17 protein-coding genes and 1 pseudogene are annotated in these 20,615 nt (G+C 44.8%); 3 read left to right on the plus strand and 15 right to left on the minus strand.

Translation table 11 applies throughout. The annotated features are described in order from the left end of the window. Nucleotides 1–187: 187 nt before the first annotated feature. The 4 genes from ACBP55_RS29275 to pbfA all read right to left on the minus strand — a co-directional run bounded on the left by ACBP55_RS29275 (nucleotide 188) and on the right by pbfA (nucleotide 4,751). Complete coding sequence (locus tag ACBP55_RS29275) at nucleotides 188–1,300, minus strand: putative 2-aminoethylphosphonate ABC transporter substrate-binding protein (RefSeq protein WP_464646666.1); 1,113 nt, start codon at nucleotides 1,298–1,300, stop codon at nucleotides 188–190. A 132-nt stretch (nucleotides 1,301–1,432) separates the two neighbouring features. Continuing rightward, complete coding sequence (gene phnW / locus ACBP55_RS29280) at nucleotides 1,433–2,539, minus strand: 2-aminoethylphosphonate--pyruvate transaminase (RefSeq protein ID WP_464653439.1); 1,107 nt, start codon at nucleotides 2,537–2,539, stop codon at nucleotides 1,433–1,435. A 17-nt stretch (nucleotides 2,540–2,556) separates the two neighbouring features. Then, nucleotides 2,557–3,354, minus strand: a complete 798-nt coding sequence (gene phnX / locus ACBP55_RS29285) for a phosphonoacetaldehyde hydrolase (protein ID WP_464646668.1) — start codon at nucleotides 3,352–3,354, stop codon at nucleotides 2,557–2,559. 35 nt (nucleotides 3,355–3,389) lie between these two features. After that, complete coding sequence (pbfA, locus tag ACBP55_RS29290) at nucleotides 3,390–4,751, minus strand: (R)-1-hydroxy-2-aminoethylphosphonate ammonia-lyase (protein ID WP_464646670.1); 1,362 nt, start codon at nucleotides 4,749–4,751, stop codon at nucleotides 3,390–3,392. Nucleotides 4,752–4,972: 221 nt separating this feature from the next. Between pbfA and ACBP55_RS29295 the strand changes: the two genes are divergently transcribed. After that, nucleotides 4,973–5,767, plus strand: coding sequence for an HAD family hydrolase (locus ACBP55_RS29295; RefSeq protein WP_464646672.1), 795 nt, complete (start codon nucleotides 4,973–4,975; stop codon nucleotides 5,765–5,767). 323 nt (nucleotides 5,768–6,090) lie between these two features. Here the strand turns inward: ACBP55_RS29295 and ACBP55_RS29300 are convergent, their stop codons facing one another. The 3 genes from ACBP55_RS29300 to ACBP55_RS29310 all read right to left on the minus strand — a co-directional run bounded on the left by ACBP55_RS29300 (nucleotide 6,091) and on the right by ACBP55_RS29310 (nucleotide 9,682). Next, on the minus strand, nucleotides 6,091–6,702 hold the full coding sequence (locus ACBP55_RS29300) for a DUF975 family protein (RefSeq protein WP_464646674.1): 612 nt from the start codon (nucleotides 6,700–6,702) through the stop codon (nucleotides 6,091–6,093). Between the two features lie 265 nt (nucleotides 6,703–6,967). Then, nucleotides 6,968–8,518 carry a phytoene desaturase family protein gene (locus ACBP55_RS29305; protein WP_464646675.1) on the minus strand — a complete coding sequence of 517 codons (1,551 nt, stop codon included), beginning with the start codon at nucleotides 8,516–8,518 and terminating at the stop codon, nucleotides 6,968–6,970. Nucleotides 8,519–8,908: 390 nt separating this feature from the next. Then, nucleotides 8,909–9,682 carry a phytanoyl-CoA dioxygenase family protein gene (locus ACBP55_RS29310; protein ID WP_173185422.1) on the minus strand — a complete coding sequence of 258 codons (774 nt, stop codon included), beginning with the start codon at nucleotides 9,680–9,682 and terminating at the stop codon, nucleotides 8,909–8,911. A 140-nt stretch (nucleotides 9,683–9,822) separates the two neighbouring features. On the opposite strand from ACBP55_RS29310, the gene ACBP55_RS29315 reads away from it, so the two are divergent. Both ACBP55_RS29315 and ACBP55_RS29320 read left to right on the plus strand, forming a co-directional pair. Further along, the gene (locus ACBP55_RS29315; protein ID WP_464646677.1) at nucleotides 9,823–10,341 is read left to right on the plus strand and encodes a cupin domain-containing protein; all 519 of its coding nucleotides are present in this window, start codon (nucleotides 9,823–9,825) and stop codon (nucleotides 10,339–10,341) included. Next, nucleotides 10,334–10,693, plus strand: a complete 360-nt coding sequence (locus ACBP55_RS29320) for a helix-turn-helix domain-containing protein (RefSeq protein WP_464646679.1) — start codon at nucleotides 10,334–10,336, stop codon at nucleotides 10,691–10,693. The genes ACBP55_RS29315 and ACBP55_RS29320 overlap by 8 nt, the downstream gene beginning before the upstream one ends. Nucleotides 10,694–10,767: 74 nt before the next feature. Here ACBP55_RS29320 and ACBP55_RS29325 read toward each other — a convergent pair whose 3' ends face one another. The 8 genes and pseudogenes from ACBP55_RS29325 to ACBP55_RS29360 all read right to left on the minus strand — a co-directional run bounded on the left by ACBP55_RS29325 (nucleotide 10,768) and on the right by ACBP55_RS29360 (nucleotide 20,583). Next, entirely contained in the window at nucleotides 10,768–12,048 is a 1,281-nt protein-coding gene (locus ACBP55_RS29325) for an extracellular solute-binding protein (protein WP_464646680.1), read from the minus strand. A 27-nt stretch (nucleotides 12,049–12,075) separates the two neighbouring features. Then, entirely contained in the window at nucleotides 12,076–13,683 is a 1,608-nt protein-coding gene (locus tag ACBP55_RS29330; protein WP_464646682.1) for a response regulator, read from the minus strand. Then, nucleotides 13,673–15,493, minus strand: a complete 1,821-nt coding sequence (locus ACBP55_RS29335) for a cache domain-containing sensor histidine kinase (RefSeq protein ID WP_464646684.1) — start codon at nucleotides 15,491–15,493, stop codon at nucleotides 13,673–13,675. The genes ACBP55_RS29330 and ACBP55_RS29335 overlap by 11 nt, the downstream gene beginning before the upstream one ends. Nucleotides 15,494–15,593: 100 nt before the next feature. Next, entirely contained in the window at nucleotides 15,594–16,655 is a 1,062-nt protein-coding gene (locus ACBP55_RS29340; protein WP_464646686.1) for a Gfo/Idh/MocA family protein, read from the minus strand. A 51-nt stretch (nucleotides 16,656–16,706) separates the two neighbouring features. Further along, nucleotides 16,707–18,440, minus strand: coding sequence for a glycoside hydrolase family 66 protein (locus ACBP55_RS29345; protein ID WP_464646687.1), 1,734 nt, complete (start codon nucleotides 18,438–18,440; stop codon nucleotides 16,707–16,709). Nucleotides 18,441–18,522: 82 nt separating this feature from the next. Next, a pseudogene (locus ACBP55_RS29350) lies at nucleotides 18,523–18,771 on the minus strand (alpha-amylase family glycosyl hydrolase); the annotation flags it as partial. Nucleotides 18,772–18,820: 49 nt separating this feature from the next. Then, nucleotides 18,821–19,648, minus strand: coding sequence for a carbohydrate ABC transporter permease (locus ACBP55_RS29355; RefSeq protein ID WP_464646689.1), 828 nt, complete (start codon nucleotides 19,646–19,648; stop codon nucleotides 18,821–18,823). A gap of 41 nt (nucleotides 19,649–19,689) precedes the next feature. Beyond that, nucleotides 19,690–20,583 carry a carbohydrate ABC transporter permease gene (locus ACBP55_RS29360; RefSeq protein ID WP_464646691.1) on the minus strand — a complete coding sequence of 298 codons (894 nt, stop codon included), beginning with the start codon at nucleotides 20,581–20,583 and terminating at the stop codon, nucleotides 19,690–19,692. Between the last annotated feature and the right edge of the window lie 32 nt (nucleotides 20,584–20,615).

Raw genomic sequence — 20,615 nt, forward strand, 5'->3', positions numbered from 1 at the left:
GGCAAGCAGCCTCCTTAGTCTTGATAGTTTTAGTATAAGCTTGGATTGTTATCATTTTGTTAAGCTAGTGTCTTTTCTGTGTAATTTGTTTGTTTTGGTTGTGTTTCATGCTTTCATCATTCCTTTTGATGCAAAAACGGCTGGCTGCAAGGCTTAGTTCGCAGTCAGCCGTTTTATGGTTTTCCCTTTATTTTTTCGGTTCGCTTTTCGCGTTAAAACGCTTGTCCCATTCTGCCAAAACCGCATCACGATTTTTCGCAGCGTCATTCAAGTCATTCTTAATCAGTTGTTTCACTGGATCTACCGAGTAACCATCAGGTACTTTAGCTGAATCTGTTTTAATGGCTAAAATTGCATAGTTTTTGTTGTATTCTTTCATAACGTCGTCGGTAATTGCCCAATCAAGGAAGTCTTTTGCGACTTGTTTAACCACTTTCTTTTTCATAAGTGCATTGGCTTCAACATCCCAGCCGGAACCTTCCTTAGGGAATACGACTTCAACCGGCGAACCCGCTTTTTTCTCTTGAATCCCACGGTAACCAAAGGAAATACCGATTGGATATTCGCCTGTACCTGCTAATTTAGCAGGTTTGGAACCGGAGTGAACGTACATCGCAATGTTGTCATGCAATTTGTTCATATAGTCCCAAGCTGCATCTTTCCCTTTCAATTGAACGAGGCCGGATACAGTCAAGAAGCCAGTTCCAGAAGAGGATGGGTTCGGCATCGTGATAAGCCCTTTGTATTCCGGTTTCACCAAATCCTCGTAGGACTGTGGAATCGCCAGTTTGCGTTTCTCCATCTCCACTTTGTTGACAATGAACGCAGTTTCCCATGCATCAATACCTACCCAGTGGGTTACCGAGTTTTTATCTTTAAACTCCGGAAGAATACGTTCTACACCCTTAGGTGCGTAAGGCTCCAACATGCTATTTTGATCAAGCACTAACAAGCTTGTTGCTGCTAAGCCCCATACAACGTCTGCTTGGGTATTCTCTTTCTCGGCAAGCAATTTTGCTGTGACAATCCCTGTCGAATCACGAACAATGTTTACTTTCACATCGGGATATTTCGTTTTAAAAGTCGTCAGGTACGTTTTGATTTGATCATCTTCCAAAGCCGTATACACCGTTAAATCCTTGCTTTTGGTATCCACCGTGGATTCTGCGCTTGAACTTGCTGCCGGCGTTGCCGCTGGACTTGTTTTCGCTCCGTCCGTATTTACTGCTTTCCCACCACAAGCTGCTAACATAAATACAACCGTCAACATCGCTACTGCACTACCAATCGATTTTTTCATCTTTTTTCTCCCACTCTTTTTTATAGGTATCAGTTGGTTAACATCTGCCTGATAGATTCATTATAAAATAGATTTGTAAAACCAGTATTAAATACAAGTTAAATTATTGTTTTTATATTTCTTTAGTTGTTTTTAAGTTGTTTTCCAAAATAACTGTTTTTCCATACCTATTAACAATCGTTCAATGTCAGGGAGATGAACATCACCTATATTGCCAATTCGGAACGTAGCGGCAGCTGTTATTTTGCCCGGATAGATGACGAAGCCTTCTTGTTTCATACGTGTATAGAACTCATCAAAGGAAAACACAGGTGAATCCGGATATAAGAAAGAAGTAATGATTGGCGACTGGAGCTCAGCTGGCAATAAAGTCTGCAGACCCATCCGCTGCATACCAGCAACTAATGTCTGTTGGTTGCTCGTGAACCTTGCGAATCTACGCGAAACGCCTCCCTCTTCCTCTAACTCCTGAAGCGCTTGATCAAAAGCACGAACAGTATGCGTAGGCGACGTATATCGCCACTTGCCGTTACCTTGTTCCATCGTTTCCCATTGATCATAGAGATCTAAGGACAAGGAGCGGCCTATGCCTTTACATGTGTACAAGGATTCTTTGCGAGCAATGATGAAACCAAAGCCTGGTACACCTTGAATGCATTTATTTGCGCTGCTGATTAAATAATCAATGCTTAGCTCTGCCACATCAATCGGAATACCGCCGAAGGAGCTCATCGCATCCACAATGACTGTTTTTCCGTACTGCTTAGCTATGCGAGCCACATCAGCAATGGGATTCATCATCCCCGTGGTCGTTTCAACATGAACAACAGCCACATGCGTGATGGACGTATCCACCTTCAGAACTTCCTCCATCTGTTTCACATTCACCGGCTTTGTTTCCCCTGAATCCAATACAATTGAATAAATACCGAGGACTTCCGCCATCTGAGCTATTCGTTTTCCATAAGCGCCATTCGTTAAAATGAGCAGCTTGCCGTTTCTAGGAATAACCGAACCAATCACGGATTCTACACAGAAAGTGCCGCTCCCTTGCATAAGCACGGTCGTGTAATCATCCGGTTTACTGGATGCCATCGTTACAAGGCGGCTGCGTATCGACTGAACCAGCTGATTATAGTCTTGATCCCATGTACACCAGTCGCGAAGCATGGCTGCCTTTACTTTTTTACTTGTGGACAAAGGTCCTGGGGTTAACAAAAGGTACGGATTATCTGGCAATTGATTGATGTTTATCGTCATGGTCGTTCTCCTCTTTGAAGTCTTTGATTGATAACAGGGATTAAAATATCCAACTCCCCGATTGAATCTATCACATAATGAGCGCCTTCTTGGCGAAATTTAGCTGCAACTACATCCATACGCTCTTGCAGCTTATCGGGAGGACAAGTCGCTACTTCATCTTCGCTCATGCCCAGCTCACTGCCACCCTTTACTACACCGATTGTCCAAGCACCGGCATTAACGCCTTCTTGAACATCACTCACCGTATCTCCTACTTTGATTACGTTATACATAGGGAAGACGTTGAGAGCGGCTGCGTTCTCGTACATCATCCATGGATAAGGACGTCCCGCAGGAACATCATTCGGTGTGACCAGATGGTCAGGTGCATAGCCTCGCTTTTTCGCCTCGACGGTTACAATTGCCATCATCTCAGCTGTGTAGCCCGTTGTTGAACCTATGCGGATGTCCATTTGACGCAAGCGATCTACAAGAGCTAGGGCTCCGGGAATCGGCTCTGCATATTGATGCACGACGGCAAGCATCATAGGCTCGAAATCAGCATAAAGCGCGTCAATGTCGGATTCCTGTGGAAGCTGGCCGTAACGCTCACGCCATAAGCTGGCTACCCGCTCCATTCGTAGGATTTCACGAATATGATCTCGCTTGAGCAGCCCCATCGGCGCTCTTGCCTCTTCAATCGTGATCGCAATCTCTCGTTTGCGGAAAACTTCCATAAATACATTTAACGGAGCAAAACAACCGTAATCCACCATCGTCCCCGCCCAATCAAAAACAACTGCTTGTATCATTGAAATACCTCCTGTTTGACTGATCTCATTGTTTGTTAAAGCTCAGCAATACATGCCTCCAAAATGTCCAATGCCCCACTAAGCTCATCTTCGGTAATGATCAAAGGCGGAGACAGAGTAAGAACATTTCCCTTGGATACTTTGAAATTAAGTCCTCTTGCCAAACAGCTGTACATTACACGCTCTGCCTCTTTGACAGCAGGCTCCTTCGTCTTACGATCTGTTACCAGTTCAACCGCAACGAGCAGACCGATTTGACGTATATCGCCAATAACTGAATACTTCTCCATCATGTTTTGCAGACGCTGCTTCATGAAAGCTGCTAACCGATTTGTATGATCCAGCAAATTCTCTTCCTCTATAACACGTATGGTGGCAAGCCCTGCGGCAGCCCCAACTGGAGACTTCTCATGCGTGTAGTGTCCAATGGACATCTCCTGCGCTTTGTTCAGTTCTTCCTTTACTAGCAAAGCAGCCATTGGGAAAACTCCTCCGCCTAATCCTTTGCCAAGAACCATCATATCCGGTTCAATCCCATAGTGCTGATAGGCGAACATCTTGCCGGTTCGACCGAATGCTGTCGCCGTCTCGTCCACAATCAACAAGGCGCCATATTGATCACAGAGCTCTCGCAGCTTCTGATAATAAGCGATAGGCGGAATCTGTACATCAGTATTGCGAACCGTCTCAATAACGACTGCACCGATTTCTCCATCGTGCTCAAGGACATACTCAATCGGCTTCAAGCAAAGGGAGTGAGCCTCATCTTGGCAACCAAACTCACAGCGGTAAGAGTTAAATGGAATGACATGCTCCGAACCAGGCAGCATAGGCCCTAAACCTCTGCGAAATGCAGCCTCTCCGCCAACGGAGATGGCATCTAGCGATGCACCGTGGAAGGCTCCCCACATGGATAAAGTCTTATATTTCCCTGTTACTGCGCGTGCCAGCTTCAAAGCCATGCCAATAGCAGAAGTTGCACCTGGAGCGAATAGTACCCTATTCAGTGCTCCATCGGTTAATGTGACTAATTTATTGGCAAGCTCAATGGCAGGCAAATTCGTATATCGTCTTGTGCAGAAGGAAAGCTGATCAAGCTGCTGTTTGACCGCTTCAATAACAGCGGGATGGCCAAAGCCGAGCTGATGCACGTTATTGCCATGGAAATCCATGACTCTCCTGCCCTGCAAATCTTCCACATAAATGCCCTCGCAGGATGTGAGCACATTCAAACACGGTGTTGATAAGGTTTGGTGTAAAAATACATCCTCATCCTCTTGCAGATACGCTCGCGCAGCATCATCAACTTGCTCGGTCCACCATGCTGACCGTGCTTCGGTCAAATTAATATCGCCTTCCGTCTTCATGTAGGTCTTTGGTTCATGGTTGGTTGGCATTTGGTATCACCTCATGTGGATTTGGTTGCGTCTTATTTATATCTTACACAGCATTTGTAATCGCAAGGTTAAATCCATGTAAAATTTGTGTTTTTTATTTGTTTTATTTTGTTTTAGTTGTTAAATTTTCTTTTTTCAAATGATTTCACCTAACTTTACTGTTGACTTCCTTTTATTTATGAAGCAAATTATGTATAGGACATAGGAGAGGATTATGGACAATGAAAGCGATAAAAGCGATTATTTTTGATTTAGACAATACGTTACTGTGGGATGAGCAAAGTATAAATGAAGCATTTCAAGAAACATGCCGTGTGGCTTTCGAGTCCGTCAACGTGGATCCTGCAGCACTTGAGGCTGCAGTACGCGAGTCATCTGAGCACCTATTTCGTACAATGGCCTGTTATGAATTTGCCAAAATGATTGAGGTTACTCACTTGGAAGCCCTTTGGGGACGATTCGATTCGAAAGAGCATCCATCCTTTCTGGAGCTGGAACAGCTCGCCCCCATCTATCAGAAGGACTCGTGGACACAAGGCTTACGTAAATTGGACATCGATGATCCCCAATTAGGCAAAGTGCTTGCCGAGCGATTTGCTCGCGAGCGAAGAGAGCGTCCCTTGGTTTATGAGACAACTTTCGAGGTCTTGAATACTTTGCATCACAAGTATCAACTACTGCTAATGACGAACGGTGCTCCCGATTTGCAGCAGGAAAAAGTAGACAGCATTCCTGGTTTAGCGGCTTACTTTGATCACATTCTTATCTCCGGCTCCTTCGGCAAAGGGAAACCTGATCCGACGATTTTTGAGCATGCGCTGAATCTGCTAGGTACCACTGTGGAAGAAACCATCATGGTTGGCGATAATTTAGATACGGATATTAGAGGGGCGTTAGCGGTTGGCATGCGGAATGTTTGGATCAATCATCATAACCGAACGGCGCCGATTCACAATCGCCCAAGTTATGAGATCGCCACATTGCCTGAATTGCTGGGTATTTTGAAACCGGAGTAGTAATCGATTCTGTTGCACAATATCCAATGGAATCTCTTAATTGAAGTGTTCACATGCAATTCCATTGGATAAAATACAATGCTTTTTCCGAACATGGCTCATGAATAGGCTTATTTAGGAAATTCCATTGCATAATGTCCAATAGAATGATGTATTCACGAAGGACATATTGAATTTCATTGGATTTGCTCCAATGGATTAATCCTATTTACCTCTCAAGCTCATGCATTGTTCTTTGGAACACCTTTCTATCCCAGCAATGAGCTACAGCAAAAAGAGCCTATCGATTCATCGACAGGCTCTTTTACTATATCCCTCACAAACTAAACATAAGGCAAATTCAACTCCGCGCTGCTGCTTAACCCGTCATGCAATGCCTGCCTACGAAGGACCAAGTAAAGCTCCGCTTTGGTTGAGTTATAGTATGGCAGTACGAATAAAACGCCTATTCCCAGTGCTATCGTTCCTAGAATAAACCAACCAATAAAGGAAAGATCCAACACAAACATCTTCCACTTGTGCCCGCGTGTCATTTGATTACTTAGGTCAACAGCTCTCTTCATCCCAATCCCAGGATTATCTGCCAAAATATAAGGCGTCATGCTGTACGCGTACAACTTCACGAAGCCTGGAATAATGAGCAGCAAAAACCATAAAAAATTAAGCAAGCCGCTCCAAAACATACCTTTAACAATTGCTAAGTAGTTGCCTTTCGCAAACGAGTAAACGAGGTAATTCATATTTACATCTTCTTGTGCAGCCTGTTTAAAATATTGCTGTACGCTCACTTCAAGCGGAGCCACAACGAAGATATTAAAAGCTATTGCCACTAGTCCAATTAGGACTGCGAAGAAGGCAATGATTAGGATAATAGCGAGACCTGCTCCGTCGGAGACGTCACCCATTCCGCCGCCGTTAAACCCAGGAAGACTCATTGATGTGCCTCCACCCGAATTAACTGAGCAGCTTGATACCCCTCCACTAACTACAGCTAATACCAAACTGACAAGAAAAGCTTTCCAATACGATGTCCGCAGCACGTTTTTGGCTCTGTTTTTTAACTCACTACGAGTCCAATACAAATTATTTCCCCCTAAACTTACTATATTTACCACCACTTATCGTACAGCATAAATCAGAAAAGCGATATACCCTCAGAACACTTCGCTATTCCTCTTTATTTCAGCAGCTTTTGGGCGACTATATAACCCGATCCTCCATTAATCCCGTGTCCTGGCCAAGTTGCCGCCCCCAACATATATACGTTTGGAATTTCTGTTTGATGACTGGGCTACCCGGTAGGGGACGAAACAGGTAGCTTTGCGCCAAATCATGTGCCCCGCCATACGGATCACCTGGACCGGAATTAGGATTAAATCTGGCAATCGTATCAGGCGTGACAACGGCATGGCCAATAATGGCACTTGGAATATTAGGGATATGCTTGCCTACAATCGAAAGTACTCGCTCAGTGAAACGCTCTGTTAGCTCCTGTGTCCAACTGCCATCCCCGACATCGATAAGTCCAGCGGCATCGCCGCGAGGACGACATGGTACCTCTAGCACCTGAATACGCATGATAGCCTTTCCTTCAGGCGCACGAGACGGATCCAGATTCGTGGAACAATCCACAGTGAAAGTCGGCTTGGCTGGAAGCAAATCCGCCATTCCTTGTGCAATGGCCTGTGTGAATCCATCGAGCCCATCCGTTAAATGCGGCTGGCCGACCTTATCAAAGCGGGTATCTGGCCATTGCGGCGGCTCACTCAGAGCGAGATGGATCTGTACACAGCCCCTGCCATAGCGGAACCGCTTTGCTTGTTCGAGCAGCTGTCGACTAATCTCAGCATCAGCCAAAAGTGAGAGATATAGCCGATCTGGACTTGTAGACGCAACGACGGCTTGCTTCGCCCGATACTCCTCTCCCTTCGAAGTCCGCACACCAACTGCACGTCCGTTTTTCACTTCTATTCGCACTGCTTCCTGCTCCGTAAGGATGATCCCGCCTTGATCCTGAATAAGCCGGGCAAGTGCTTGGGCAAGCTTCTCGCTTCCACCTTCGGGAATTGGCATTCCCCCACCCATTAATGCCATGGCTGTAAGAGGTACCCAAATCCCGCTGCCAACTTCATCAGGCGTACGCCCAAGATGAGAAACCCACGGCGCCAACATCGCTCGGAGTACAGGTGATTGAAAGGAACTTACGGTATTACGAGCGGTCGAGAAGATGGATGCCGCAAATTCAGAGTATCCTTTACTTCCCTTATTATGTAAAAGCTTCTCGATGATAGCTGAGGCTTTGGAGCGCGATAGATCCAAATTAAATAAAGCAAAAACATCCGCTGCATAAGGATTGAATGCCTCGAACATGGCCGCTAAAGCAGCTCCATCGCCAGGAGCAAGTCGTTCGGCTTCTGCAATTAACGCCTCGAACGATCGTGAGAATACAGCCGTTTGCCCGTCCTCCATGGAGACCCCAGTTGGCAGGTCCGTGTTTAAGTAGCGTAATCCTCGAGCCTCAAGAGCTTCACCAAGATCGGCATAGGCAGGGCCTGTCAATAGAAGAGGGTGCGCCGCTGCATAAACATCATGCTTGAACCCCGGTAAAGTAAGCTCCTCCGTACGAAGGAAACCGCCAGGACGATCATTTTTCTCCAGAACGAGTACGCTCCTCCCCACGCGTGTTAAATAAGCAGCGGTAATTAGAGCATTGTGGCCACTCCCAATTAGGATGACATCGAATGTTTTCAACTCCCATTCCCTCCTCATAGTTACTTCCATCATGGATAATACTAACCTAATGGCTGTGAAAGGTTTGCCCCTTCTTGTCGACAGATCCAATCCTATTATCCATTCGTAATTTTCATAGGTTATAATAGAGTTATCTTAAAATAAGAGGGATAGATATGACAGAAACACAACGTATCAACTGCATGAAATGCCAACACTTCTACATTACATGGGATGCCAATTTCCCTAGAGGCTGCAAAGCATACGGCTTCAAAACACAGACAATGCTCAGTCTTAACGTACTTTCATCTTCTGGCAAGCCCTGTATGAATTTTGAACCGAAAGCAGCTTCCCAACAGAAGTAATGCGAAAAAAAAGAGGCCACCCTAAGGCGCCTCCTACTTCCTTGTATTAGATGATTTTAAAATCTGGTTTCACCTTCGTGAAATTTGGATTCTTCCCGCTAACCATAAGACCCATTCCCCAGTCAAAATGCGTATTTTCAGTCGGAAAATCACTGGCGTCGCGGTATTGGAACAACACATTCCTTCTTGTTCTAGAGCTCTTATTCGACTCTGATCCGTGAATGGTCAAGTAATTGAAGAACAGAACATCACCCGCTTCAGCCACACAAGGCGTCCCCTCTTTAATCGGATATTCCTTATGATTCAAATAATACGAGCCAACATGCGGCAAGGAGCCGGTGCGATGCGATCCTGGAATGACACGCAGGCAGCCGTTCTCTTCGTCTGCATGATCCAGATGTACACTTGCAGCTAGCATAGTGTGTTTTTCGTGCGGAAAATAAGGATAATCTTGATGCATCGGGAAAGCTGCGCCATTCTCTGGCGGTTTAACGAGCATTTTGGAATGGTGCAGCTGCACGTTAGGACCAATAATCTGCGTCAGCACAGCAGCCATATTCGGATGAATCACGGCGCGCATAAACGCGGCATCGTGATAATGCACATCATGAAAACCTTTTAAGACCAGCTTTTTCAGCTCCTCTGGCGGAAGAAAGTCGCCCTGCCAGGCTGAATTATGATCATTCTTTGATTGTGCAGCACGGCTAATGATCCCCTCTACCCCTTGTCTCATTTCTTCAACTTCCTGTTGATTGAAAACTCCCTTAACAAGTAAATACCCATTTTCTTTATAAAAATCTACATCTTTTTGTTCGATCACAGGCCATTCCTCCATTTATCTGGTTGATATTTATTCGTTTTCTTATTTATAATTATAGGAAAATGAATGGCATTCTGTCTTTTTCTCCAAAGGACACCTTTTTGTAAAATAAGGACATTTTAATCTAAAGGATGTAGCCCATGTATCTATGTAAAGAAACCGATTCTATGCTTAATGAAGTCCTGAACGTCATTCATGGACCCGCCGCTTGCTTCAAAATTCAATATTGGGGAGTTAACCCTTGCCTATTTGACAATCAGCCCCATAAGCATTCGTTCTTTGAGGTTTGTTATGTCTTGGATGGTGAGGGTGAGTATACGGAAAAAGGTGTTGTCTATCCACTCAGGACAGGTACACATTTTTGTTCGAGACCGGGGATTAATCATCAAATTCGCACGAAAGAGGGCTTATTTATTGTTTATGTCGCATTCGAATTAGATGAATCACAGAGCGACGACACTATGCGTGAAGCCTTCAGCGACCTAGCTGAGCATGCCGAGGTTTGCATCCATGAAGCAGATCATCACCCAACTGCCCACTTGTGGAAGTCACTCTTGATTCGAGAAGGGAAGGGAAGCTTGCCGCCAGTCTGCGATTCCCTCACTTGCCTACGCACTGCTAGTTTCCTTTCTGACTCTATTCGGAAAAGACATGACTAAACCTTACTTTCACCGTAAAAATACACATATTCTGCTGCAGCGAGCCAAGCTTTATATCCGCGATAACTTATCCCAGCCGCTTCATCTTGGGCATGTCGCTGGCTATCTCAACGTCTCAGAACGTCATCTATCACGCTTGTTCTCAGAGGGCATTCACGAGACTTTTACCGACTTTATTCGAAGTGAACGCATACGCCAAGCGGCCCACCTGCTGCTGACAAGCGAGCTTTCCATTAAAGAAATTGCCGAAGTGACAGGCTTTTCTTCTGTGCATTATTTTTCACGTACTTTTATGGAAGAGAAGAATCTGCCACCAGGCAAGTTCCGACAGCAGGAAAAGAATCTTTTGTAAGGTTGTAATCATGCTAACAATCACTTTGCTTCCGGCAGTCTGTAAGCTCGCCTTATAACGTTGAAAAGTCTTTCTCATTCCCTCAACAATTCATCGATCTGTTGAGCCGTTTCGTGCAGGGCCAATTCCAGCGGCAGTTCATTAACCAATATTTTTTTCACCATTTGAGAGATCTTGACGTCAATTTCATTCCATTCTGGAACCGGAGGTCTGGGATTGGCGTGCTGCAATTGCTTCACATACATTTGGTTAACCGGTGAAAGCTTGTCGGTGTTGAAATTCTTGATCGATGGAATTAAGCCTGTATGCGCCATAATTTCCTGGGCTCGCTCCGATACCAACCATTTCATAAAAATCCAAGCTTCCTTCGGATGCGCTGAATTTTTGAACAGCACCAGATTTTCGCCACCGATGATGGAAGTACCCGCGTTGATGTCCGAGGGGAATAATCCAGGCATCGTATCCGAGAGCCCCTCCCGATTTTCATCGTTATCATTTGCCGTATAGAACCAATGTGCCTCATCGATCATTAGAATTTTACGTGCGAAAAGCCCATCCCATCCGCCAGGCTGTCCGCCTATAATATTAGGACTTATAACTCCTTGGTCAAAAAGCATCTTTATTTTATTCATCGCTTGAATACTTTGCTGGCTATCCAGATAGCCGCTTGCCCTTGTGTAGGTAGGATCCATAAGCTGCCCACCGAATGTCCAAAAGTACGGCAATATTCCCCATGGGCTCGAACAACAAATGCTGATGCCGTAGAGACTGGAATTCTGACGTTTTAACCGTTCTGCTGCCTGAATCAATTCGCTGAAGGTATTAGGCGGATGGCTTAAGCCTGATTGCGCAAGCAGAGTTTTGTTATATATGGGAACCATGGTTGTTGCATTTAGAGGCAAACCATAGTATTTGCCGTGATACTGATTGGTTTGGATAAGTGATCCGGTGAATTGATCTTTAATATCTTGAAAATCTGGCAGTGAGGATAAATCCGCGAGGGCCCCATACATGGCGAATTGCGGCACCCAAATGATGTCCATGCGCATCAAGTCTGGCTGCTTGTTATCGACAATCGATGCGACGATGTTATCGTTCAACTGATCCGTGTAATTTTGCCTAACCGCATTAATGGATATATTGGGATATTCCTTTTCGAATAAAGGCAAAACCTCGGACGTGAATACTTTGGTTTCGATATCGCTGTATGTATGCCAAAATTGCAGAGTAACTTTATCTTTTGACGTTTCCTCTTTCGGCGAGGAAGATGAATCGGATACGAGCGAATAATTCGAACAGGAGGTTAGCAGGAGAAGGGCGGCGGCAGCGACAACCGCAACAATGCCATATTTCATGATAGTTTCCACCTCGATTTATAAGCATTATTCCGCGATTTCCTCATGATTCTTCGTCTCTCCTGATCTTTGACGATGCTCGGCAGGCGTACAGAGCATTTCGCGTTTAAACAGCTTGAGAAAATGCTTGGGGCTGTTAAAACCGGATAGCACGCCGACATCGTAAATTTTTAAGGCCGTAGTTTCGAGCAGATGCTTCGCATAATAAATACGTAATCGGATAAGAAAATCGATAAAATTCATACCGGTTCTTTTTTTGAAGAGTTCACTAAAATAATTTTTGCTCATGTGCACTTGATCCGCGACTTCCTGCAAGGAAAGGTTGCGCCGGTAATTTTCCTGAATGTAAGTTAAAGCGATTTGGATCGCATGCAGTCCTCCCGTTTCTTCTACAACCAAATGGATCGGCGCAAATTCCCAAAGAGAGTGGAATTGGCTTTTCAGATCCTCCATTACCTCATCCAGCGTGTATGCGTGCTGAGTCTGGTGCAGATTGTTCATCAGGCTCAGCATTTTCTCCTCTGCCTTAAGATGATACTGATTCGAGAACATCATGATCAGAATGCCATTAGCTTGTGTCATGATATCAGCCGGAGAAAAACGTTCAGTTCGCCATAACGCAAACAATTCCCGCAGCGCATGTTCGCTATTGTGACGATCGGATACGGCGAGCGCGCGGGAAAAGCGGTCACGAATAACGATCCATTCTGGAATTTCCGAAGTGCTAGGGAGGATACCGACGGACTGAGAATTGATAATTTCACCTGTGTAACAGCTGCCCTTCCCTTTGAAAAAAGCTTGCAAGAGCGCATGTTCCGCCCAACCGAAAGCGTCTGCCAAACGATTCCACTGATGGAAAAAGGGGCTTATTCCTACGGTGAACCGATACTCCTGTTGTTTAAGCAGGTTATGGTAAGACAGGATATCCGCTTCCGCTTTTCCGTTCCTATAGGCCATGACGAGCACAATTTCATTTTCCTTCATGATACACACGGTCCCGTAATCACATAAATCCGCAAGCTTCTCGGCAATGGTTTCGATCCGGTTCATTCGATCCTTAGCATCGAAAGAGGGGGAGGCTTCCATCCGCCAAATCGATAGCTGGAAGGGCGGTTTCATGGACTCTGGAATCCAATTAAGGTCAACGTCCTCACCTGCTATGGCTTTTTTGATCTGTTGACCAAAAACGTGAAGTTTTTTCTTTTGCATTTCCTGTAAATAAAGATCAGATTTTTGTTCTTTCGCTAATTCCTTATCTAATTGGGCTTTACATACGCCTAAAAGCCTCTGCAAATCCTCTGGCTCCATAGTCGGCTTCAACAAATAGTCCACAACAACCCCCAGCCGAACCGCTCTGCGGGCATATTCGAAGTCGTTATAGCTGCTGATAAGGATGACTTTGATGTAAGGTCTGATTTCCTTGGCGAAATGAGTCAATTCCAAGCCGTCCATAATGGGCATTTTGATATCGGTGATCAGAATATCGATCTGGTGCCTTTTGATCAGCTCCAGTGCGGCTTCTCCGTTATTCGCCTCCCCTACAAGTTCAATTCCTTCCTCATCCCACGGTATACAGGAAGATAATCCGAATCGGATCATCGCCTCGTCATCTACAATGAGAGCTTTATAGGCCATATGAGATATCTTCCTTCCACACCAGCTTTAGTTGAATTTTCGTCCCCTGTCCAGGCTCGCTTTCGATACTCACTCCGCTTTCGTGACCGTAATAGAGCTGTAACGTTTCATGTACATGATACAATCCTATACCGAACATCCCGGATTTTGAAGAGTTTCTCGTTTGTAGAAGCGATCTGATTTTATCTTCAGAAATTCCGATCCCGTCATCCTTAATGACGATCAATAAAGTCGAGGGCCATTCTGAGTAAACAAGCTTTAAGCTGATCGTCCCCCCATCGCTTTTAGGGGCTAAACCGTGGAAAATAGCGTTTTCAACGATTGGCTGGAGCAGCATTCGAGGGATCGGGATATCGAGCAGTGATTCTTCCGCCTCTATCTGTAAATGCAAAACGGGGCCATAGCGAAAGCGCTGAATGATCATGTATTTCTGGATCAAATCAAGTTCCTGACGGAGTGTGCTGAACATCCCCTTTTTCCCCATACTGGCTTCCATCAGCTCCACAAGCGAAGCGATTCCTTTATAAGCCCCGTCGTAGTTGTGAAGCTTAATCATCCAACGGATAGTAGACAATGTATTATATAGGAAATGCGGGTTGATTTGATGCATAAGCACCCTGATTTCGGCTTCCCGCTTCTTAGCGCCGGCCTCGTTGACCTCGTGGATCAGAGATTCGATTTTATCGGCCATATGGTTGAAGCTGAGGCCTAATCTGCCTAGCTCGTCACGAGAACGAATCCGGGAACGCGCTTGAAAGTTGCTTTTCTCGATTTCCTTCATTTGCACGGTTAGTTCCTTCAGCGGCTTGGTAATTCGATTGGAAAACAGAAAACCGATGAGGAGAGCAAAAACAAGAAAAAGGACTGTATACACCGTTATTTTATGCTGCAGTGTTTGGATATCGCCTATAATTTCCGATACAGGGACCTGCCCGACAAGCATCCAACCGTTGTTCATCTTGTGTGAAATGAAGTAGTGGTTCATGCCGCCGATGGACATCTCGAATTCCTGCTCCTCCGTCTTTTGCTTGAGAAGCTTCGTACGGATCGCCTCATCGGCGAGCGGTTTCCCGCAAGTATTCGGATCGGGATGAATCATGACCGTTCCTTCCGAATTGACAACGAAAAAAGTGCCTGTCTTCCCCAATTTAATTCTTTGAATCGCATCCAAGATCAGCTTTCCGTCCAAATTGACCGAAATGACCCCTTCTGTTCCCCGAGTCTTCAAATTTCTGAATGGTTCTACGTGCGTCAGGACCAAATCGGTATTTTCCCCTCCGCCACTGAAAGGATCGTAATTTAAGGGCAGCCATAGCTCGTTGGTCCTGTCGTTAGCTACATCACTGTACCATTGATGGCTTGAGAGCGTATACCGTTTTACTTTCGAAGCGTTGAATGACCCGCTGCCCCAGCTGTCGCCTCTTTCCTTTAAAATATAAATGCTTCTCACAAAGGAGCTCGTATAGATTGAATTGTTTAAGGTTTGCCCTACAGTGCCCAGAATGGCAAATTTTTCATCTACCGTCAGGTTCCCATGCATTTCGCGGTCGACAGCTTCCTGCAGTCTGGAGTTCCGGAATATTTGCTGCCCCATGTCAGTTCCGACCGTCAAGATTAAGGATAAATAATCGGCGGTTTGCTTGGCTCCTTGCTGCGTAGAAGCCCTTACTTGATTGCCGATAATGGAAACAGTAGAGCCGAAATAAGACGTACTGATAAAAGTGGCGCACAATATGAGCAATAGCAGTACCATCGTAATCAGTTTAGTCGAAACTCGCTCAAATAAGAGTTCCTTGATCCATTTTCGCATGATGGGTTCACAGCCGTTCTTACATGATAAGTAGCCATATTATAACATAAGCTTCCCAGATCAGGAATCGAGTAAAAGGGGGTCGGCTGGCCCCCTAATCTTAAAGCTCTATCCACGCTCTTGTAGCCGAAGAGCGGATGATTGCGTCCAGCACACGCTGGTTCTCATATCCATCCTTAAAGCTAGGTGCACCTGGTACCTCCCGCCAATGAAGGAGATCCAGAAAATCATCCAATTGATTCCGCCTAAACTTACTTGGCACTTGAAGCGTCTCATGAACGGCTCGTTCTTCGCCAGGAACAATGCTCCAATAGTCCAACTGCTCCGGCCGCTCACAACACACGCGAATGGCCCCTTGCTCACCATAAAGAGTAACCTCCAATTGGTTGCCACATCCAATCGCGTTGCGGGAGGTTTGGAAGACGCCCTTCACTCCCCCTTCTAGATCAGCTTGGAAGCTGGAGAAATCATCTACGTCCACCTGAATAAGCGTATCATCTGTTTTTGAAAGCTTGCGCTTCTCCACCATCGTGCTGAGCTGTCCTGATATGGATGTGAATTCGCCCACCAAATATCGGGCACAATCGATCATGTGAGAACCTAGATCCCCGAGAGCGCCCGTTCCCGATTCCGTCTGGGAGAATCGCCAGGAATAAGGAGTCTTAAAGGGGGCTGCTCCCCACTCCTGCAAATATTGCACGAAGATATGCTGGATAGGCCCAAGCCTGCCGTCCGCCAGCAGCTGCTTGGCAAGTCGAAAGGAGGGGACATACCGATAAGAAAATCCCACCATACAAGGAATGGGATGAAGATCGTAAAGATCTTTAAGTTCCTTGGCTTCCTCATAGTTACGGGTAAACGGCTTCTCCGACATCACAGGCTTCCCATGAGCGATACATAGCCTCAGAATTTCAGCATGGTATCGATTAGGAACGATCGAAATGACTGCATGCACCTTTGGATCTCTAATAATGGCCTCATAGTTTGTATACAGCTTATCTTCGTTGATTCCCAGCTCTTCTGCCACTATACGCATTTGTTCTTCATTCACGTCGCACAACGCTTCAATTTCCACATACTCTAACTCATTTACTAACTTTAAATGATGCCGGAACATGCCGCCCAAACCAATCATGCCAATTCCCATTGAATTACCGCTCATAGGGTAAGCCTCCCTTTAGTGCTTAATCCGTACTTTGTCCACTCTCCCGACCTAACCGCTAGTTGAAATCCCATGCTTCGTCTTGATATATACCATCGACCAATAAGCAAGGAGCGGCAATGTGAAACGGATATATCGGCCGCTATATTCATCTTTTGTAACCCATTCATACGCCAGCGGTTTTGCTTGAATCGTCGAATCGTCAGGGGATGACCAAAACACACCTTCAATTTCTTCCAGTACTTCTACTGTCATCTCAATATCCGTAAGAACTGGCGGCGCCTGTGTCTTTCCTTGATGCCAAACATCATTGTCCAGCTCGTATAAATTGATCGCATGCATAATTGTAAAGCCAGGCTTCTCCTTCACAATCGTCCATACGGAGTTCAATTGTTGGTTGGGAGAAAACTGATAGCCTTCCTTCACGAAGGATACTTCGGTATTGATCCCGCCTGTGAACGTCATCGATATATCTTCTAACTGAAGGTCGAAAAGCAGATTGCGATACATCACGATAAAATCGTAATAATGGGTTAACGTCTGTTTAAAGCTGCTGGAAATCGAGCCGTACTTCGGATAATAACCCTCAGTTAATACATTCTCATGTTCGCCCAGCAGAAGGTGGTATCCACCGCTTGCAAAAATGGTGGCCATCGTTACCGTTGCACCAATTTCCGCTTCTTCCTGCGCAATTGGACGTTCAGGATGGAAGGCAGGCAGGTAGGCAGCAAGAACCACTTGTTTTCCAGACAGTTCCCTTGCTCTGTCGATAAGCTGCTTGATATCTCGCAGATGGGTCATCGGATCCCAGACCTCGATATAGATCACATCTTGCTCTGCGCGGGCCGTGGTATGAACAGGATAATTACTGACATTGTTAAAAATCAGCCCTACCTCCGGCCACTTTTGCGCTACAGCTTCCCGAGTTCGATTAATAAATTCAGGATACAACTCTTTTAGCGATACGACTTCTGTTTGATTATTTTTTCTGCGGATCGCTTTTTTAGGCAAACCATATTGATCTAAATGAAGTCCATCAAAGCCCATTTCTATTACCTTTATGAACTCTGCAATGATATGATCCGTCCATTCCGATTCAGCACAAATATCCATAATATAGAAAAAGTTGCCTAACGAATACGGTTCCCCATCATTCCTATACAACGCCTGTTCCGGATGCTTCTCCAAATAGTCTCGTAGGCTCGCATATACAGCAGCATAGGCAATCGAAGCAATGCCGTGCTTTCGCAAACCCTGCATTTTCTCGCGAACAACTCCGAGAGAGATGCGTCTATTTAATGGATCAGTAAACTCATCCGTATCCGGAATCAATTGATCATGACGATACATCCAGTCATAAAATTGAACAATATTAATATGGTTCTCGTTTAAAAAGTCAATATCCGTGCTATCACCCGCATCACCAGGCGCAAAATCGCTTAGAAAGCCGTATCTGGGCGCTTCATTCCAGTGCGCAGCCACGTCAAAAGCAGTTTCCGCTTCCAGCGTTCCGCCATGTTCATCTGTTGCAGTGACAAAAACTCCATAAGCGCCGGAACCATTCGTCTGAGCAGGTATTACGAAGCTGATCTCCGATTCTCCTGACTCTGCGCATGCAAGCTTCCCCTCTCCCTTGAGAATAGGGCGATCCAGCTCAAAAAGGGTCCATTGAAAGGCCAGCTTAGCTTGCTGGTTTGTCCGCAATCGTAATTGCAAACCAATTTCTTCACTGGGTTTATATTGTGCTTTACTCGGAATAAGCTTTAAGCGATTCATATCTGTCATTTAGTATTTGTCTCCTTCAGTAGATATACTTTTGCATCAAAAGGCTTAAGTTCAATAGACGAAATCGGTTCATCGGACCTCACACGATAATGGGATATTTCTTACGAAGCTGCATCAGCTTTTGGTAATATCTGAAAACGGAATTGGGATCTTGAAGCGCCTGCTCGGCGTTAATGGACCGATAATTCGGATTCACTTGTATCCACGGAGTAGCGGTGGTGAATCCGGCATTCTCGCTGCTGTTCCACGCTTTTCCTTTCAACTGCTTTTGCCATTTGGTCATTTTCGCTTTCAAATCAGTTAGCTTCCATGGCTGTAAATCCCATTTGCCACCAGACCATGCCTAACTTCCTCTCCTCTATATCAAATGCATTCATTACTTAGATTTTGATACTTCCTTCGTTAAGATTCGATTGCACAAACTGCCTTTGAAAAATAATAAATATGACAAAGATCGGAATGAGTGAGATGATTGAACCCGCAAAAAACTTGCCGTATTGAGTAGCATACTGACCCCGAAACAATTGCAGTCCAATCGGCAGCGTACGGTGAATTTCCGTCTTGATCAAGGTTAAGGCGACAACGAACTCATCCCAAGTTCCTGAAAATGAGAAAATTCCCAGCGTCCCCAGAGCTGGAAGCGATAAAGGTAAATAAATCGTCTTAAAAATGGTCCACCTGCTTCCACCGTCCATCACGATCGAATCTTCCAATTCAACCGGAATGCGTTCAAAAAAGCCTCTTAAAAAGAACGTGTTGCCTACAACTCCTGTGCCTACATAAATCAGAAACAATCCGGTGTAGTGATCAACTAAACCCAGACTTTTGATAATCGTGAACTGCGGGATAATACTCATAATGGAAGGAACGAACAGCGTAAATAAAAAGATCTTAAACAGCATTTCTTTTCCGGGAAACGGAAAACGCGCAAACGCATACGCGGTAAGTGAAGCTACAGAGATAGATAGAATCATGGTCGTAAAAGAAACAAACAGGCTGTTAAGAAAATATCTTTCGAAATTGTTATTGCTCCATACATTTAAATAATTCGCGAAATTTTTGCTTTGCTTTAAGAGTGTTTCAGGCGAAGGCAATGTATAATTATCCGCAGTGAGTGATGTAAGAAACATGTATAAGAAAGGAACAACGACGATAGCAATGCATAAAACAAGCAGCAAATAGGTCAAACTTTTTTTAATATAGATCATGGGTGATTGACTCCTCCCGATTTCAAAAATACCTCTTGCGCCTAATATTCAATTTTCTCTTTCCCGAATGTCCTTTGAAATCCATAGGTAAGTACAAAAATGATGATTCCCAAGACCATCGCTATTGCAGAAGCATATCCAAATTCAAAAAAATCAAAAGCTTGCTTAAATAAATAGCTGTTAATCGAGTGGGTTGTATAAAGCGGATCTCCGCGAGTAATTAAGTAGACCTGCAGGAAATAACTCATACTGCCAATGATTAAATTTACGAATACAAAAACGGTCATCGGCTTCATGAGCGGCAATGTGACATAGAAGTAAGATTGTACTCCCTTGGCGCCATCAATTTCCGCTGCTTCGTAGAGAGATTTAGGAATGGATTGCAAGGCTGCCAAATAAAGCACCATTACATAGCCGATTCCTTTCCAAATACTGACTACCCAAACGACTAAATTCGCCGTCCATGTGTGCTGCAGCCAGTCCACCGGGGTAGAGAGGATATGTAGGTTAACCAGCAGCGTATTGATAAATCCACTAGAGCCGGATTCAAACAAATAGCGGAACAAATAACCGACTACAACCCATGAAGATATGACAGGCACATAGTAGATTGCGCGAAAAAATACCTTGAAACGGATAAATTTCAGATTGATTACAATGGCAAGTATAAGGCCAATTAACCATTGTCCCGGCACAGTAACTAAAGCAAATACGATTGTATTCAGAAGAGCGCTATAAAACTTAGCGTCATGAAGTAATTTCGTATAATTATCCAAGCCCAAAAATTCGCTCTCTGAAGGATTGATGATGTTATAGTCAAAAAAACTCATATAAATCCCTTTTAACATCGGATAAAATGCGAAAATTAACGTCAGAACAGTACCTAGTAAAAGATATGGCGCTACATCCCTGTATTGCCTAATCGCTTTTCTCATTGATAACGCTCCTTTCCCATAACTTGGTTCAC

This window comes from Paenibacillus sp. WG02 (assembly GCF_055396115.1).